This window comes from Enorma phocaeensis, assembly GCF_900186505.1.
GTDB lineage: Bacteria > Actinomycetota > Coriobacteriia > Coriobacteriales > Coriobacteriaceae > Enorma > Enorma phocaeensis.
The window spans coordinates 456,167-473,144 of the sequence record NZ_LT891970.1 but is presented as its reverse complement, the minus strand read 5'-3'; the positions used below and the strand labels follow the sequence as shown (position 1 = coordinate 473,144).

At 63.2% G+C, this 16,978-nt stretch carries 17 protein-coding genes; 14 read left to right on the top strand and 3 right to left on the bottom strand.

Features of this window, described 5'->3' with window-relative positions:
- The first annotated feature begins 124 nt into the window (after positions 1 to 124).
- The 11 genes from C1717_RS08325 to C1717_RS08275 all read left to right on the top strand — a co-directional run bounded on the left by C1717_RS08325 (position 125) and on the right by C1717_RS08275 (position 9,390).
- Positions 125 to 1,186 (top strand): SIS domain-containing protein, encoded by a 1,062-nt coding sequence (locus C1717_RS08325; protein ID WP_102372729.1) that lies wholly within the window; start codon positions 125 to 127, stop codon positions 1,184 to 1,186.
- Positions 1,187 to 1,265: 79 nt separating this feature from the next.
- Entirely contained in the window at positions 1,266 to 2,387 is a 1,122-nt protein-coding gene (locus tag C1717_RS08320) for an SIS domain-containing protein (protein ID WP_180965894.1), read from the top strand.
- 104 nt (positions 2,388 to 2,491) lie between these two features.
- Positions 2,492 to 3,079 (top strand): hypothetical protein, encoded by a 588-nt coding sequence (locus C1717_RS08315; RefSeq protein ID WP_102372727.1) that lies wholly within the window; start codon positions 2,492 to 2,494, stop codon positions 3,077 to 3,079.
- An 18-nt stretch (positions 3,080 to 3,097) separates the two neighbouring features.
- On the top strand, positions 3,098 to 3,760 hold the full coding sequence (locus C1717_RS08310; protein ID WP_102372726.1) for an HAD family hydrolase: 663 nt from the start codon (positions 3,098 to 3,100) through the stop codon (positions 3,758 to 3,760).
- 137 nt (positions 3,761 to 3,897) lie between these two features.
- Entirely contained in the window at positions 3,898 to 4,704 is an 807-nt protein-coding gene (locus C1717_RS08305) for a YebC/PmpR family DNA-binding transcriptional regulator (RefSeq protein WP_102372725.1), read from the top strand.
- Positions 4,705 to 4,988: 284 nt separating this feature from the next.
- Positions 4,989 to 5,540: an Asp23/Gls24 family envelope stress response protein gene (locus C1717_RS08300; protein ID WP_102372724.1), complete on the top strand. Its 552-nt coding sequence runs from the start codon at positions 4,989 to 4,991 to the stop codon at positions 5,538 to 5,540.
- Positions 5,527 to 5,916 (top strand): DUF2273 domain-containing protein, encoded by a 390-nt coding sequence (locus C1717_RS08295; protein WP_102372723.1) that lies wholly within the window; start codon positions 5,527 to 5,529, stop codon positions 5,914 to 5,916. The genes C1717_RS08300 and C1717_RS08295 overlap by 14 nt, the downstream gene beginning before the upstream one ends.
- A 69-nt stretch (positions 5,917 to 5,985) precedes the next feature.
- Positions 5,986 to 6,558 carry an Asp23/Gls24 family envelope stress response protein gene (locus C1717_RS08290; RefSeq protein ID WP_102372722.1) on the top strand — a complete coding sequence of 191 codons (573 nt, stop codon included), beginning with the start codon at positions 5,986 to 5,988 and terminating at the stop codon, positions 6,556 to 6,558.
- A gap of 474 nt (positions 6,559 to 7,032) precedes the next feature.
- Entirely contained in the window at positions 7,033 to 7,782 is a 750-nt protein-coding gene (locus C1717_RS08285) for a methionine ABC transporter ATP-binding protein (protein WP_102372721.1), read from the top strand.
- Positions 7,775 to 8,461 (top strand): methionine ABC transporter permease, encoded by a 687-nt coding sequence (locus C1717_RS08280; protein ID WP_102372720.1) that lies wholly within the window; start codon positions 7,775 to 7,777, stop codon positions 8,459 to 8,461. Before C1717_RS08285 ends, C1717_RS08280 begins: the two co-directional genes overlap by 8 nt.
- 53 nt (positions 8,462 to 8,514) lie before the next feature.
- The gene (locus C1717_RS08275) at positions 8,515 to 9,390 is read left to right on the top strand and encodes a MetQ/NlpA family ABC transporter substrate-binding protein (RefSeq protein ID WP_102372719.1); all 876 of its coding nucleotides are present in this window, start codon (positions 8,515 to 8,517) and stop codon (positions 9,388 to 9,390) included.
- 115 nt (positions 9,391 to 9,505) lie between these two features.
- Here C1717_RS08275 and C1717_RS08270 read toward each other — a convergent pair whose 3' ends face one another.
- The gene (locus C1717_RS08270; RefSeq protein ID WP_102372718.1) at positions 9,506 to 9,943 is read right to left on the bottom strand and encodes a universal stress protein; all 438 of its coding nucleotides are present in this window, start codon (positions 9,941 to 9,943) and stop codon (positions 9,506 to 9,508) included.
- A gap of 265 nt (positions 9,944 to 10,208) precedes the next feature.
- Here C1717_RS08270 and C1717_RS08265 point away from each other — a divergent pair, with 265 nt between their 5' ends.
- Positions 10,209 to 11,156, top strand: a complete 948-nt coding sequence (locus tag C1717_RS08265; protein ID WP_102372717.1) for an undecaprenyl-diphosphate phosphatase — start codon at positions 10,209 to 10,211, stop codon at positions 11,154 to 11,156.
- A 423-nt stretch (positions 11,157 to 11,579) separates the two neighbouring features.
- Here C1717_RS08265 and C1717_RS08260 read toward each other — a convergent pair whose 3' ends face one another.
- Positions 11,580 to 12,800 carry an IS110 family RNA-guided transposase gene (locus C1717_RS08260; protein ID WP_245859336.1) on the bottom strand — a complete coding sequence of 407 codons (1,221 nt, stop codon included), beginning with the start codon at positions 12,798 to 12,800 and terminating at the stop codon, positions 11,580 to 11,582.
- 236 nt (positions 12,801 to 13,036) lie between these two features.
- The gene (locus tag C1717_RS08255; RefSeq protein ID WP_102372716.1) at positions 13,037 to 14,431 is read right to left on the bottom strand and encodes an NAD(P)/FAD-dependent oxidoreductase; all 1,395 of its coding nucleotides are present in this window, start codon (positions 14,429 to 14,431) and stop codon (positions 13,037 to 13,039) included.
- A gap of 213 nt (positions 14,432 to 14,644) precedes the next feature.
- On the opposite strand from C1717_RS08255, the gene C1717_RS08250 reads away from it, so the two are divergent.
- Positions 14,645 to 16,621, top strand: coding sequence for a BglG family transcription antiterminator (locus C1717_RS08250; RefSeq protein WP_102372715.1), 1,977 nt, complete (start codon positions 14,645 to 14,647; stop codon positions 16,619 to 16,621).
- A gap of 2 nt (positions 16,622 to 16,623) precedes the next feature.
- On the top strand, positions 16,624 to 16,968 hold the full coding sequence (locus tag C1717_RS08245) for a PTS lactose/cellobiose transporter subunit IIA (protein WP_102372714.1): 345 nt from the start codon (positions 16,624 to 16,626) through the stop codon (positions 16,966 to 16,968).
- Positions 16,969 to 16,978 lie beyond the last annotated feature (10 nt).

Genomic DNA, 16,978 nt, shown 5'->3' with positions numbered 1-16,978 from the left:
CCTAGGATCATGGGCGGGGGCGCGCACCGTTCCGCCGCACGTCCCCGCCCGACCAGGGCGATGCCATATCGGGCGGGCGCGAAGACGCGTCCGCCCGTTTCGTGTCCGACGAAAGGAGAGCACCGTGCTCAATCTGGACACCACCAGCTCGCTCATGTGGAGCGAGATCCACGAGCAGGCAGACTGCATCGAGGCCTGCCTGCGCGAGAACCGCGCGAAGCTGCAGGAGGCGGCGAACCTCGTGCGCGAGCGTGGCATCACGACCGTCGTCTTCGCCGCGCGCGGCAGCAGCGAGCACGCCGCCCAGGTGGGCCGCTACGTGTTCGAGACCAAGACGGGGATGGTGTCGGCCATCGCGCTCCCCTCGACGGTGACCTGCTACGGTGCCGGTCCCGACCTCTCCCACGCACTCGTGGTGGGCATCAGCCAGTCGGGCGGCGCCCAGGATTGCTACGAGGTCATGCGCAAGTGCGTCGATGACGGCGGCGTGTGCGTCTCGATCACCAACGAGCCAGGCAGCATCATGGCGGGCATCGGCCACGTGCGCATGAACAACGCCTGCGGTCCCGAGCTCTCCATCACGGCAGCCAAGTCCTACATGACGCAGCTCGTGCTCGTGGTGGGGCTCGCGGCCTATATCTCGGGCGACGAGGAGCTCCTCGCCACGCTCGACGAGGCTGCGGACGTCGTCCGCGCTTCCTATGAGCTGGAGGACCAGGTGCGCGCTGTCATCCCCGCGTATCGCAACGGTTCACACATGCTCGTCTTCGGTCGCGGCCTGCTCTACGGCTTGGCAACCGAGACCGAGCTCAAGATTCAGGAAACGAGCTACTTCGACGCCCGCGCGTATGCGGCGAGCGATTATCAGCACGGGCCCATCGCCACGACGCAGCGCTTCGTGCCCGCCCTCTTCTTCATCGCCGACCGGCAGACCAACGACGGCATCGTCGATCTGCTCGACCGGATGCATGAGGAGCGCAAGATCTTCGCGACGGTCGTCAGCAACGACCCTTCTATCGCTGAGATGGGGGAGCAGCAGATCGTCATCCCCGCTTCCTTCGACGGGCTTCGCGCGGTATTCTGCTGCGCGGTCATCTCCCAGATGTTCGCCTGCCTGCTCTCCCTTTCTCGAGGCTACGACCCGGACCATCCCGAGGGCGTGTCCAAGCATACGGTCACGGTGTAGGACCTGGTAAGACCTGCGCGCCGCGCCGTACGCGGGTGGCGCCTAGCTGCAAACTGCGACTCATTTCATGGAGGCAGATATGTCCAAGACGACCATGCGTGATTGCATTGAGATGACCCCGGCCGCGGTGCGCGGCCAGATCGAGCGCGCCGACGAGCTCATCGGCGGGCTCGCGGCGGCCTTCGCCGCGCGTATGTGGCGCCGCCTGGTGCTCGTCGCCTCGGGGTCGAGCTACACGGCGTCGATGTGCGCCCGCCCGTATCTCGCCCAGACCCTCGGCATCCCGGTCGAGGTTATGTTCCCGTTCACCTTCGCGCACTATGAGTCCAAGCTCACCGGCGCCGACGACTTCGTGATCGTGGTCTCGCAGTCCGGCGCGAGCGTCAACTGCATCGATGCGCTCAAGGCCGTGGCTGCCGCCGGAGCCGTGCCGCGTCTGCTGACCACCATCACGGACTGCGACTGCGCCCGCGTGTCCGACGAGGTCTACAACTGGGGCTGCGGCGAGGAGGCTGTGGGCTACGTGACCTTCGGCCCGATGTCGCTCGCCACCTACCTCATGCAGTTCGCCGCCCGCGTGGCCGAGCTCGGCGGCGCGCAGGCCACCCTCGCCGCGTGCGTCGCGGGCATTGAGCGCGCCATCGCCGCCCACGGCGCGGTGCTCGAGCACGCCGACGCCTTCATCGCCCGCGTCTACCAGCAGCTCATGCAGATGGACCGCGTCTACGTGCTCGGCTGCGGCAGCAACTACGGCACGGCGCTCGAGGGCGCGCTCAAGATCGGTGAGACGGTGAAGGTGCTCGCGGTCGCCTACGAGCAGGATGAGTTCCTGCACGGCCCGGCGCTCCAGCTGAGTCCGCGCTACACCGCCTTCGTCATCGACGGCGGCGACGAGACGACGGCGCACGCGCGCCGCGTGCACCAGGCGCTCTGCAAGGTGACGCCCAACGCCTACCTCGTGAAGCCCGAGGCGCTCTGCTCCGAGGAGGAGCTCGCCGACCCGCGCGTGGTGGCGCTGCCCATCGAGGGCGAGGAGCCCTTCACCTTCCTGTACTGCCTGCCCGTGTTCCAGACGGTTGCTTCCACGCTGTCGAGCGACCTTGACAGCCTGCCCTCGCATCCGCTGTACTACGAGATGAACAAGGTCATCGATTTCCGCACGGAGGAGTTCCGCGCGGAGCATCCGGCCGAGGAGGACTAGGGTCCCAGGCCGGCGCGGCAGGGGCGGCGCGCGTGCGCGTCGCCTCGCGCTGCCGGCATGTCGGGGACCGGCCATGGCCGGGGCCGGAAGGATTAGGAGCGTCCATGTACGAAGCCGCCCGCAAACGCCAGAACATCATCGTGCTCACCCTCGTGCTCGCCCTCGCCGTGCTGCTGTTTTTGGGGTACAACCTGATCGTCGCCTATGCTGACGGCAGCATGATCGGGGTAGCGGGCATCTTCATCGCGCTCACCGGCATCTGCTACGTGGCCATCCGCGCCGTGGTGCGCCATACCGAGGCGGTCATGATCCACTCGATGGTCGCGGCGGGCAAGGTCGCCCTCGCGCGCGTCGAGCGCGTGACCCCGCTGCGCGACGTGCGCGACTTCTGCCTCGCCAAGCACCATCTGTTCACCTTCGATCTCACGGTGTTCACCGATGCGGGCGAGGAGCTCGCGTGCACCGTCGTGGAGGACATCGTCGAGGGCGTGGACCGGCCTGCGCCCGGCACGTTCTTCTACGTGACCTACGACGGCGATCCCGAGCACACAGGCATCGTGCCGACCATCAACATCTACGTCTCACCGCAGCTCAAGGAGCGCGTGCGCGCCTACGAGGAGCGCTGGCACCCGCGGTATCTGGAAGTGCTGCGCTCGAACGGCCTCATCTTCCGGCCGTTCGGCAAGAACTGATAAAGGGGGAAGGGGCGCATGCTCACCGACAAGAAGGCGATCATCTTCGACATGGACGGCGTGCTCGTCGACAGCGAGCGCGTCTACCAGGACGCCATCCGCACCTACTTCACGGCGCACGGGATCCCGGTCACCGATGAGGAGTACAACATCATCGCGGGCGCGTCCGGCCAGGACAGCCGCCGCATGTTCTCTGAGTGGTGGGAGCGCGCGACGGGCGAGAAGCGCTCCGGCCGCGAGATCGACCACGAGGTGTTCATCGAGATCGGCGGCGAGACCTTCGACTACGCGACGATCAGAAACCCTGGCGTGCCCGAGACACTCGCCGCCCTCAAGCAGCAGGGATGGCGGCTCGCACTGGCCTCGTCCTCGCCTAAGGACAACATCGTGCAGGTGCTCGAGCAGTGCGGCATCAAGGACTGCTTCGAGCTTCTGGTGAGCGGCGAGGACTTCCACCAGAGCAAGCCCGACCCTGCCATCTACCTGCATGCCATCGACGAGCTTGGGCTGCCTGCCGAGGACTGCATCGCCGTGGAGGACTCCGACTACGGCATCACCGCTGCCAAGCGCGCCGGCCTCACCGTCATCGCCAAGCGCGAGGAGCGCTTCAACTTCACTCAGGAGGGCGCGGACTATCTGGTCGACGAGATCCCGGGGATCCTGGATGTGGTCAAAGGGTAGCGAGCTTATGCGATAACGACGGGTCTTTATCGGAAAAGCCGTTCGGTATATCATATTGCAGTTCACGGTTAGATGGGCAGGTGTGCCGCGGCGCCGCGCGTCGGGCAGCCGGCCAGAAGCGTATAGAAGGAGCTCGCATGTCCGGACATTCCAAATGGGCAACAACCAAGCACCGTAAGGGCGCTCAGGACGCCAAGCGTTCCGCCCTGTTCTCCAAGCTCTCCCGCAACATCACCGTTGCGGCGCGCTTGGGCAACGACCCCAACCCGGACAACAACGCCTCGCTCGCCGCTGCTGTCGCCAAGGCCAAGGCCCAGTCGATGCCCAAGGACAAGATCAAGTCCGCCATCGACAAGGCGTTCGGCGCCGGCGCTGACGCGGCCGTCTACGAGAATATCGTCTACGAGGGCTACGGTCCCGCGGGCGTCGCCGTCTACGTGGAGTGCCTGACCGACAACCGCAATCGCACTGCGGCAGATGTGCGCTCCGCTTTCAGCCATGCGGGCGGCAACCTTGGCACTTCCGGCTCGGTCGCCTTCCAGTTCGAGCGCAAGGGCCAGGTCGTGGTCGCCAAGGAGATCGTCGACCCCAACGACAAGAAGGAGAACCTCATGGCCAATGGCGCTGCCGGCGATGAGGAAGAGTTCATGATGGCCGTCGCCGAGGCCGGTGGCGACGACTACGAGGACGCCGGCGAGGAGTGGGTCGTTTGGACCAACCCTGGCGACCTCATGGCCGTCTCCAAGGGTCTGGAGGAGCAGGGCATCGAGGTCAAGGGCTCCGAGCTCACCATGGTTCCTACCACCCCGACCGCGGTTTCCGCTGCCGATGCCAAGAAGGTCCAGCGCCTTATCGACCGCCTCGAGGATCTCGACGACGTCCAGGACGTGTATAACACCATGGATATGACCGACGAGGTCATCGCCGCGCTCGAGGAGGAGTAGTCCTCGCGCGTCCGCTTACGATGGAATAGCGTCTAGCGTCTTGTTGAGCAGGGAGGGTTCCTTCGGGACCCTCCCTTTTACGAAGGATGCCATACCAACTGAAGGCATGCTCGCTATACGGTTCTTGGCACTCGATAGGCGCGGCCGGATCGAGCTGCTCTTCTCCGACATGTGTCGAAGTGCTTAAGCAAGCTCCGTTGTTTTCCGCCCGGCTCGGCGTCGCTTATAATCAAGCACAGTATTGGCGTGCAAGGCGCCGGCGAGAGATGCCGCAAGGGAGGGTCATGCGTGCGCTGAAAAAGATCTGCACAATCGTTTACCTGCTCTCCGCGGTGGTCGTAGCCGGCGGTTTCGCCTGCCTGCAGTTCGGCTCGGAGCATGTGAGGAACCGCATCGCCGAGTTGCTGGGGCATCCCGCCGGTCGAATCGTCCTCATTGTCTGCACCGTGGTCCTGCTCTTAGGCGTCCTCATCACCGCGCTGCTCGTGTTTGCCGAGCGCTCGCCTCTGACGAGCGTGCACCCCGGGGGCAACCCCAACATCGAGGTGCGTCTTGCAGCTCTTACTTCGGTTGCCCGCGCGGCGGCAGAAGAGAACGATGTGCTGGTCGACCGCGTTCGTAGCCGTGTGGTCGGCCGCGATGGGACCCGGGCGCTCATCACGCTCGAGGTAATAGCATTTACGCAGACAGGTCTTGCTGATCTGGGCGCGCACGTGCAGGAGCATGTGACCGAGGCGTGCGAACGCATGCTCGGGTCTCCAGGAGTCACGGTGCGCATCCGGTTTCTTCCCAGTAAGACGACGGTAATCAAGGAGGGTTCACGTGAGCAGGCGTAGCAAGGGCGCGTCCTCGCCCAAGTTTTCCATAGATCAAGAGGAGCCCGTTGCCTTCGATGACAGCATGCCGGACATGCAGGAGGAAGAGCCCCAGAAGAAGCATGCCCAGTTCCTCACTGCGGAAGACCTCGAGGGGGCCGTGGGCTTTGTGCGAGGTCTTGGAGCTGCGGCTTGGCATTATGCCGGCAAGCACCCCTATACCGTCTCGTATGGATTCATCGGTTTGATTCTCGCGGTGCTCATCCTGACCATCGGCCTGTGGAGCACCATCGTCATCGCCGTATTCGTGCTTGTGGGTGCCATGGTCGGGCAGATCCGCGATGGCGAGAACGGCATCGTGAACTTCTTCAGACGCCTCTTTAGCAACGGGCGCTGAGCCAAGGGGTACGTATTGCCCGGACGTGCGGGCGCCATCGCACGCGATGGATGAGCGAAAGGGATCGCAATGACCAAGAACGATTCGATGGAATCCGCTGTCGAGCTCGAAGCCGTTGAGGAGGAGACGACGGTGCAGGGGCAGCCTGAAGCGCTTGATGCGGATGAAAGGGTTGCTGTTGCCGAGGCAGAGGATGTCGCGCAAGATGGAAGCGAGGAAGAGGAGCTCGAGTCGGAGGACTCCCTTACCTATGCAAACGGCGTGATCGAGAAGATCGTTGCCATGGCGACGCGCGAGGTCCCGCACGTGCTGGGCATGAAGGGCAACCTCGTCCACTTCTTCCAGGAGCAACTTGGAGCCGAGAACCTCACCAAGGGCGTGACGATTGAGGTTACGGATGACAACCGCGTGATCATCAACATCTCCGTGATCATCGAGTATGGTTGCTATGCGCCCGATATCTTCGACGACATCAAAGAGCGCGTGGTCGAGCGCCTTGATGCAATGACCGGTCTGGAAGTCGCTGGCATCAACCTGCGCATCGAAGACGTTCTTACCCGCGAGGAGTATGAAGCCAGCCGCAAGACCTTCCTCGATAACTTGAAGAGTGAGGACAAGCGCGATGAGGAGCCGGAGGAGTAGGCTTCCGATACAGGCGAGATGCAATAATTTCCAGTTGTGAGTGAGTGGAGGGCGTCTTCTGAAGTAGCGCAGAAGACGCCCTGCATCTACCTGCGCGTTTTCTGTGCCCAATCGCAGGACTACTCGCCAGGTCGGGGAAAAGCCACTCACTTCCGGCATTTTTCATTGTGCGGGATCGATAATACCTGCGAAAGGGACGAGGATGCACCGCCGTGCCTGCTGCGCTCGACCGCCTCTTCCATTTCGAGTCTATTTCTGCTTGCGTATATGCAGGTGCGCTGCTAGGCTAAAGTACATGATTTGCTCTGCCTCACATATCGCGATGATGATGGTCATGGAGATGCCCTCGCCCGGGCACTTTGCCATGCCGCTCGCATGCAGCGGGCATGGAGAGACCGGGCGCCTCTACTAGGTCATCTCCGGCGGGAGATGACCCGCCTTTCAGTAAGACCATATTATCGAGCGGAGCTCCCCGTGATAGAGATACAACACCTAACCAAATCCTACGGTTCGGCTGCCGATGCGCCGCACGCTCTCGACGATGTCACGATCTCCATCGAAGACGGCGACATCATGGGCATCATCGGTATGAGCGGTGCTGGCAAATCGACGCTCGTGCGCTGCATCAATCTGCTTGAGCGTCCCACATCCGGCAAAGTTGTAGTCGATGGTCAGGATGTGACGGGGCTTTCGGGCGCCGCGCTTCGGAGCTATCGGCGCCGTGTGGCTATGATTTTCCAGAGCTTCGGCCTGCTGGCGCAGAAGACTGTTCTCGACAACGTGTGCTTTCCGTATCGGGCTGCAACCGGTCGCGTTACGGCTGAAAATCGCTCTCGTGCGCTCGAACTGCTCGATATGGTTGGCCTTGCCGAGAAGGCAACGTCATATCCATCCCAGCTCTCCGGTGGCCAGCAGCAGCGCGTGGCCATCGCCCGAGCGTTGGCGTGCGACCCGGAGTACATCCTGTGCGACGAAGCGACGAGCGCGCTCGACCCGGCAAGTACGAATGTCATCCTGAAGCTCTTGCGCGAAATCAACCGCAAAACCGGGGTCACCATCATCGTGATCACGCACTCTATGGGCGTGGTCGAGAAGATCTGCCGCAACGTGGTCGTGCTCGATCACGGCCGCGTCGTGGAGCAGGGGAGCGTGGATGCGGTGTTCGCGAATCCCACTTCAGATGCTGCGAAGGTGCTGCTCGAAAGGGTTGATTGGGATGCCTAGCGATGTGACGCTTTTCATCGAGGATTACGGCGAGCTATTAAGCCAGGGTCTCCTCGATACCCTTATCATGCTGTTCGTTTCGACGGCGATCGCTTATGTGATCGGCACGGCGCTCGGCGTCATCCTATACCTTACGGCACCGGGCTCGCTGCGCCCCATGGGCGTGCTCAACGCGGTGCTCGGCTGGGTGGTGAACATCGGTCGCTCGCTTCCGTTCATCATCCTGCTCATCTCGCTCATGCCCATGACCGAGTCGCTCGTAGGGACCACCTCGGGTGTGCGTGGCGTTATCCCGCCGCTTGTGGTGTCGATCGCGCCGTTTGTGGCTCGCATGATCGAGCAGTCGCTCGCCGAGGTCCCGCGCGAGTCGGTCGAGGCAGCCGAGGCATGCGGGGCGAGCATCCCGCGCATCGTGTTCTCGGCGCTTCTGCCCGAGGCCCTTCCCTCCATTGTTCGCGGCGTGTCCATCACGCTCATCGCCGCACTCGGTTACACGGCCATCGCCGGTGCGGTGGGCGCGGGAGGACTGGGCGATATCGCTATCCGCTATGGCTACTATCGTTATGAGGACCAGATGATGGTCGTCACCGTGGTGCTGCTCATCATCTTGGTGCAAATCATTCAGAGCGCATGCGACGTGATCGCCCGCAAGATCGATCATCGCACGCTCGGCAACTAGACGACGCGCTGCATGGCCGTCGCACCATCTCGAGATCTGTAAAGGAGATCATCATGAACTTCGATAACGCTTTCCTCTCCCGCCGCGCCTTCATCGCCGGCGCAACCGGCGTTGCTGCTGCGGCATCGCTTGCCGCATGCGGGTCCAATGACGCCGCATCCGGCTCTGCCGCAGGTTCCGCCGATGCGGCAGAGCCCGTCACTCTCACCGTCGGTGCGAGCCCGTCGCCCCATGCGGTGATTTTGGAGGACTATGCTGCGCCGCTCCTTGAGGAGCAGGGCATCGCGCTCGAGGTCAAGGAGTACACCGACTACATCCAGCCCAACAAGGACACCTCGAACGGTACGATCGATGCCAACTACTTCCAGCACATCCAGTACCTCACCGACTACAACGAGGAGAACGGCACCGATCTGGTGAATGTCGGAGCCATCCACTTCGAGCCCATGGCGGTCTTTGCCGGGCGCTCGAACGATATCGAGAACGTTGCCGACGGCGCCACGATCGCCGTGCCGAACGACCCCACCAACGAGGGTCGCGCCCTGCTGCTCCTGCAGGACCTCGGTCTTATCACGTTGGAGGAGGGCGCCGGAGTGACGGCAACTCCCAACGACATCGCCGACAACCCGCATAACCTCGAGTTCTCTGAGCAGGAGGCGGCAGCGCTCCCGCGTACCAAGGATGACGTGGACTTTGCCGTGATCAATGGCAACTACGCCATCGATGCGGGGCTCTCGCTTGAGGACGCGGTGGCCATGGAGGACGCCGAGTCCACCGCGATTCGCGAGGATTACGCGAACGTCATCGTGACCACGCCCGATCTGGAGAACGATGAGCGCATCACCGCGCTTGTGAATGTGCTCCAAACCGAGGACTTCAAGGCTTATCTCGAGGAGACGTTTGGCGGCTCTGCTCAGCCCGCGTTCTAATTTAGGCGCATCAGCGGCCCTCTTGAGCCGCGATGTAGAACCGAGCGCATAGAAGAGAGCGGCGCCCCGGGGAGTATCTTCGGGGCGCCGTTGCGTTACCGGGGGTGCGTGCGCGCTACTTCACGACGAGGATGTCGCAGTCGGTGTTGCGGAGCAAGAACGTCGAGATGGAGCCAAGGAGAGCGTACTTAATGGACGAGAGCCCGCGTGCGCCGCAGAGCACGAGATCGGGCTGGACCACGTCGAGCATCTCGTCCTTCAGTGTCTCACGGATGCGGCCGGAGCGAATCATGATCTCGACCTCGGGGATATCGGGATTGGCCTCGGCTTCTTCGACCTGTTCGGCGATGGAGTCCTTGAAGGCGCTCTCTAGTCCGTTGATGAGGTCGACCGGATAGGCGCCTGCGGACTCGAGCGCCGTGGAGTCGATGACATGCCCGATATAGAGCTTGGCCCCGTTGTTGGCTGCCACCTTGATAGCGCGTGCGAGGACAAAATCCTGCTGGTCGGTGCCGTCGAGCGCTACAAATACCTTGCCATAGCCTTCGTTCATCGTGAACCTCCTTATGCGAGCACGATGCGGGGTACGCCCCGCTTTCAATCCGTTATACCCCTCCGGTATGCGCTCGCTCCTCATTATTCTGTGAACGATGGCGCTTTCCCTGCGCATGCGCGTTCGACGGGCGATAATGGCATCTGTTTGCGGGCGCACCCGGCGCCCGGCGCGCTCGGGGACATTCACCGTCGGCGCGAAACGATCGCGGCGCTTCGCGGTAGCCATCCGACTCAAAGTCGCGCATGGCCGCAAGGGAGGCATGATGGACATCATCGAACTGTTGAAGTCAGCGTTTCTAGGGCTCGTCGAGGGCATCACCGAGTGGCTGCCCATCTCGTCGACCGGGCACATGATTCTCGTAGACGAGTTCATCAAGCTCGATGTGACCCAGGAGTTCTGGAACATGTTCCAGGTCGTGATTCAGCTTGGTGCCATCCTTGCCGTCTGCGTGCTGTTCTTCCATCAGCTAAACCCGTTCAGCCCCAGCAAGGGACCTGATGGGCGCCGTGCTACTTGGGTGCTCTGGGGCAAGATCGTGGTGGCCTGTCTGCCAGCAGCGATCATCGGGATCCTCTTCGATGACTACATGGAGGAGCACTTCTACAACGCATACGTGGTCGCGACGGCTCTCATCGTCTACGGTGTCGCGTTCATCGTCATCGAGGCATGGCGCGCCCGCCGCCGCGAAGCTCGTGTGATGACCGAGAGCTTCGAGCGCACGCTGCGACCTGCCGGTGCGCACTTTGCTGCTCCCGCAGCGGATGAGGCGCCGGTACCTGATGAGGATGGTGATTTCGGAGCCATCGCCTCGATCGACGACCTTCCTTGGAAGACGGCGTTCGGTATCGGGTGCTTCCAGGTGCTCTCGCTTATTCCCGGAACATCGCGTTCCGGCTCGACCATCATCGGCGGCCTGCTTCTGGGCACGACCCGTTCTGTTGCGGCGGAGTTCACGTTCTTCCTTGCTATCCCGGTGATGTTTGGCGCGAGTGCGCTCAAGCTCGTCAAATACGTCTTTGTGGACGGGGGCGGTTTCGGTACGACGGAGATCGCGATCATGGTTGTGGGCTGCGCCGTTGCCTTTGCCGTGTCACTGCTGGCCATCAAGTGGCTCATGGGCTTCGTGCGGCGCCACACGTTCACGGTGTTCGGCGTCTACCGCATCATCTTAGGCGCGCTCGTGCTCCTGTACTTCTTGGTCCTCTCGTAGGGCGCAGCGTGCAGGCTGTGCACGCTTGCCTGCTGGATGGCCGACTGCCTGTCGAACAATAGCAACGTCGACGATCTAAACTGTCCGCTTTCGCGCATCTCGACTTACCTGGTTTTATCGAGATGCACGATAGTGGACAGAATTGCCCGAAAAAACCGCTCTTCTGTCCATGTTCCAGCATCTCGGCGATTGGCGGCGGAGGATCGTGCATCGAGATGCGTGAATCGGGACGGTTCGTCTTGTGCAGATCTTGCGTGCTGGCCCCTCACGAAGGAAGGTTGCCCCGGACGCGAGGGGAGCGCATCCGGGGCCGGGGGGTGTTCCTATAGTTTTGTCAACTGATTTTGTTGGCAAAGATCACTGCTTTCGAGCATGCTGACGCCAGCCCTTGTCGGGCTGGCGTTTTTCTATGGCTCTGGCTAGCTAGGCCGAGTACGGGACCTTGTCCCTCATGATCGCGTAGATCACCTTCATCCTCTTCCTGGCGACCGCCTTCAATGCCTCTCCGTGGCACATGCCGCGATCCCTGCATTTGCGGTAGTAGTCGCCGAACCGGCCCCTGCTCCTGCTAAGCGAGTTGCAGGAGAAGATGAGCAGGTTTTTCAGCCTCTTGTTTCCCTGGCGCGAGGCGCTCACCGACGATATCGACTTGCCTGACTGGCGGTTCCTGGGAGCGATTCCGCAATACGATGCGAGGTGGTCGTGGTCGGGGAAGTCGTCGATGTCGATGCTTATCACCAGCTCCGATGCGGTCCTTGGGCCGATTCCTGGGATGGTCAGCAGGCATTCGTAAGTGCCGTCCTCGACGAGCAGCGCCGTTATCTCCGTGTCGAGCCTTGCGGCTTCCTCGGCGGACTCCCTGATACGCCTGGCAAGCATCCTGACCTGCGGGTTCTCTGCCATGACCTGGTATTCGGACGGGCGCGTCGACGACGATATCGCCGCCAGCGCGGCGTCGATGCGCGCCCTGTTCGCGCCGCGGGTCACGGCGCCGACGGCAGGCTTGCCGGCATCCAGGATGCCCCAGGGGCCGCCCAGGGACTCCATCATCTTCAGCCAATGGGGATCGGCCAGGTCGGCCAGCGCCTCGAACGCGGGGCAGCTTTCCAGGAGTATGCTCCTGAGCCTGTTCTTGTCACGGGTGGAGCAGGTGACCATGTGGTTCCTCTGCGCCGCCATCGACCTTGCGGCCTCGAGCCTCTCGTCGCGCCTTGGCACGGGCAGCAGCGAATCCGGGATGCCGAGCGCCGTCTTGGCTATGACCGCGGCGTCGCGCTCGTCGGTCTTGGCGTCGCCCGCGAACAGCTTGGCAGCTCCGTGGGCGGCGATTCCCGGCAGGTAGGCGACGGGCAGCCCGGCCAGCCTTGCCCTCGATATCGCCAGCGACCCGATGTTGCGCACTTGGTCGACGACGACCAGCGTCCCTGCATCCACTCGGGCGAACAGGCTGTCCAGGTCATGCTCGGTGTTGGCCACGGGGCCGCTGGCGAGGATCTCGCCCTGCCTGGTCACGTGGCACGCCCAATGGGAGAACTTCCCGACGTCGAGGCCTATTACGGCAGGGCAGGCGGTGGCTTCGGTCAGCATGATGGTATCCTTCCAATCGTCGGTCGATCGGAATGCTGCCTCGCGCGACACCCACATTACCTGGCCGTGGCGCTCTTTGGTCGGAGGAGCCCGGCAGTTTCCTATTAGTCGTCAGAAGCAGCGGCGCCCGCGTCGGCAACACCCCCCGGGCCCTCAAGGGGCAGGGGCATAAGGCCGTCCGCGGGCGCCCGATCGGCAGTCCCTCGGGACATATGTCAATCGTAGTCCGACCGTCTAAGCGGATGGCTTAAGCGATTGGGCTAACTACTTCTCAAACTGTAATGGGGGTCGGGTTAGAGCTCCTCGGCGAGGTAGCCCCCCATGAGGTGGCCCATCACGCTCGCCATCATGAGGCCGCGGGTCCAACCGCTCGAGTCGCCGAGGCAGTGCAGGCCGCGCACGTTGGTGTTGAAGCGCTCGTCCATGCGTACGCGGTTGCTATAGAACTTGAGCTCGGGCGCGTACAGAAGCGTCTCGGCTGAGGCGAAGCCGGGAATGGCTTCGTTCACGGCCAGCATGAAGTTCACGATGGAGGTCATCGTGCGGTAGGGTAGGGCGCTCGTGATGTCACCCGCCACCGCGTCGACGAGCGTGGGCTGCACGTTGGAGCGCGAGAGCTCTTTTTCCCATGTGCGCTTGCCGTCGAGGATGTCGCCGAAGCGCTGGACGAGGATATGCCCGTCGCCGAGCATGTTGCACAGCCGGCCGACGTTTTGCGCGTAAGCGATGGGCTGGTTGAACGGCTCACGGAAGTTGTGGGTCACGAGCACCGCCAGGTTGGTGTTCTCGGACTTGCGCTCCTTATAGGAATGGCCGTTTACTACGGCAAGGCCGCCGTCGTAGTTCTCCTGGGACACGAAGCCGCCGGGGTTCTGGCAAAACGTGCGGACCTTGTTGCGGAACGGGTTGGGGTAGCCGATGAGCTTGCCCTCGTAGAGAACGTCGTTCACATGCTCCATGACCTCGTTGCGCACCTCGACGCGCACGCCCATGTCGACGGGCCCGGGCAGATGCGAGATGTCATGCGCCGTGCAGAGGTGTTCGAGCCAATCGGCACCGCGCCTGCCGGTGGCAACCACCACCGCTCGAGCGTCGATGCGCACCTCGCCATCGGGGCCCGTAGCGAAGACGCCGCTGCATCGACCGTTCTCGATGATGAGGTCGCGGCAGTCGTGGGAGAAGAGTATCTCGACCCCGCGCTCCAGCAGATACCGCTCGATACGCAGGTAGATCTCCTGCGCCTTCTCGGTTCCCAGATGGCGAATGGGGCAGTCGACGAGCTTGAGGCCTGCCTGGATGGCGCGAAGGCGAATGTGGCGGATGGCATCCGGGGAATCCAGGCCCTCGACGCGATCGTCGGCGCCGAACTCGAGGTAGATGCGATCGACCTCTTCGATGGTCCGCTGGGCGAGATCGGTCCCGATGAGCTCGGGCAGGTCGCCGCCCACTTCATGTGAGAGCGAGAGCTTGCCGTCTGAGAACGCGCCGGCGCCCGAGAAGCCCGTGGTGATGCGGCAGGGCGTGCAGCCGACGCAGTGGCCGACCTGCTCCTTAGGGCAGCTGCGGCGCTCCACGGGAAGGCCCTTCTCAACGATGACGATATGGGCCTCGGGGTCGAGTGCGTTGAGCCTGAGCGCGGTGAAGATGCCCGAGGGGCCCGCACCTACGATTACCACATCAGCTTGCATGGTCGTTCCTTTCCATCCTCGATTCGTCCGCAGGATACTTTAGCGCCATAAAGCGGGTGCCACAAGGCCGCCGCTGAGCGCGCTCACTCATTGTCGCTACGAACGCCGCTGGTACATGCTATTCTTCTAGTTCGGTTGCCGCCAACATGGCAGACGTCGCGATGGAATCCGCCTAGGTGGCCTCATACGATAAGGCTGTCGAAGGGGGCGCTCGTGCAAGCTATCGAGCTGGTCACATATCTGAAGCAGCGGGGTGCGGCATCGGTCGATGAGCTGATGGGGGAGTTCAACGTGAGCTCCCGTACCGTTCGCCTGCACGTTCAGCGTACCAACGATGCCCTCGCCGGGCTTGCGCGGATCGCGTATTCGCGTCGCGCGGGCGGCTATGTTCTCACGGTTTCTGACGAGGAGGGCTTCAGGGCGTGGTGCGACCGCATGCATCGCTTCTCCGATGTCGATGCCACGGCCGCCGTCAAGCGTGTATCCTATCTCGTCAACGACCTGCTGGCGCGCAACGACTGGGTCACCATCAGCAGCATGGCCAAGGTCCTTTACGTGTCGCCGCAGAGCATCTCGAAGGACCTGAAGGCCGTCGAGGCCAAGCTTGCGGAGTTCGGCCTCGCTCTGGAGAAGAAGCCCCGCTACGGCGTGCGCGTGCAGGGATCCGAACTCGCCCGCAGGCTCTGTCTGGCCAGCGCCGCATCGGAGGACCTCATCGGATCGCATCCGTTTGGCGACGAGGCGCTTCCCCAGGTTGTGAAGACCATCGCCGACTGCATCGAGCGCGCGCTCGCCCAGACGCCGGTCTACATGAGCATGCTTGCCTTCCAGAACCTCGTGGTGCACACCGTGGTCGCGTTCTACCGCATCAAGGAAGACTGCGTGATCCTGCTCGACGACGAGACGCTGGAGCGCATGCGCCGCGCACCCGAGTTCGAAGCTGCGACGCTCGTCGCCGCCCAGCTCGACGAGGCGCTCGGCATGAACCTTCCCGAGTCGGAGATTGCCTATATAGCGATCCATCTCGCGGGCAAGAAGAGCATCGTCCCCGAGGATGACCCGGCGCGCGCGGAAGCTCGGCGGGAGCCCGCCGCAGATTGCGAGGCGGCCGCGGCAACAGCGGAGGGCGGCAGCAGTCTCATCATCCCCGACGAGGTGTGGAACGTGGTCAGCGAGATGCTCGATCGCGTGTGGGAGCTCTTCCACTTCGACTTCCGCGATGACCTGGAGCTGCGCATGAATCTCGCGCGGCACATCGTACCGCTGGCGACGCGCCTGCGCTATAACCTGAGCGTCGACAACCCGTTGCTCTCGGACATCAAGACGCGCTTCCCGCTCGCATTCGCCATGGCGACCGATGCCGCCGGTGTGCTCGAGCAGCACTACGGCACCGCCCTCTCGCAGGCGGAGACCGGCTACATCGCGCTCGCCTTCGCGCTGGCTCTCGATCGCCTGCGCGAGGAGGGGCCGCGCCGCAACGTGGTCGTGGTCTGCGCCTCGGGGCTCGGAACGTCGCGCCTGCTGGAGAACACCATTCGCCGGCAGTTCGGCAACCGCATCGACAAGGTGGTCCCCAGCGATGCCCTGCATGTCGCGACGATGGACCTCACCGGTTTCGATTACATCTTCACGACCGTCCCGCTGGCGGACGAGTTCCCCATTCCCGTGCAGGAGATCCATTCGTTTTTAAACGAGGGCGATATCCGTCAGATCGATGAGCTGCTGAGCGCGTCTGCCGGTATGGGCGCGGGCAAGGGTATCTTCGACCCCGCTTGGTTCGAGCCGCATCTCGACGCCGCGACCCCCGCCGATGCCATCGGGCAGCTGGCGCAGATCATGGTCGAGCGCGCCGGCGCTCCCGCCGAGCTCGCCGAGCTCGCCGTCGCACGCGAGCGGGCGTCCTCGACCGCTTTCGGCAGCGGGCTCGCCCTGCCCCACCCTATCCGCGCCCTGCCCGGCCCCACACGGGTCTGCGCGGGCATCCCCGAGCACCCGATACGCTGGGGCGATAAGGACGTCGAGCTGGTGCTGCTCGTCGTGATAGGTGACGACAGCCGCAATGCGCTGGATTGGTTCTTCTCCCGGATGGCCGAGTTGCTATCCCATGAGGAGCGCGTGAAGCGCATCGTGGACGATCGTGGATATGCAACGTTGGTACGCGAGATCGCACACGGAGAGGAAAGGAACTGATCATGGCAGAGGAAGCAAAGGCCCAAGAGGCCATCGACGAGGAGATCAACCTGCTGTCGTTCGCGCTCATCGCCGATGCCGGCGAGGCGAAGAGCCTGGCGTTCATGGCGCTCGCGGACGCCAAGAAGGGCGATTTCGCGTCGAGCGACGAGAACATGAAGCAGTCCGACGAGGCCTATCTGCGCGCCCATAACAAGCAGACCGAGCTGCTCGTCAAGGAGGCAAACGGCGAGCATACCCCGGTGAACGTCATGCTCGTGCATGCCCAGGACCATCTGATGACCTCCAATCTCGCGCGCGAGCTCATCCGCGAGCTCATCGAGCTGTACCGTCTGCGCAGCGCCTAACCGGCGCGGC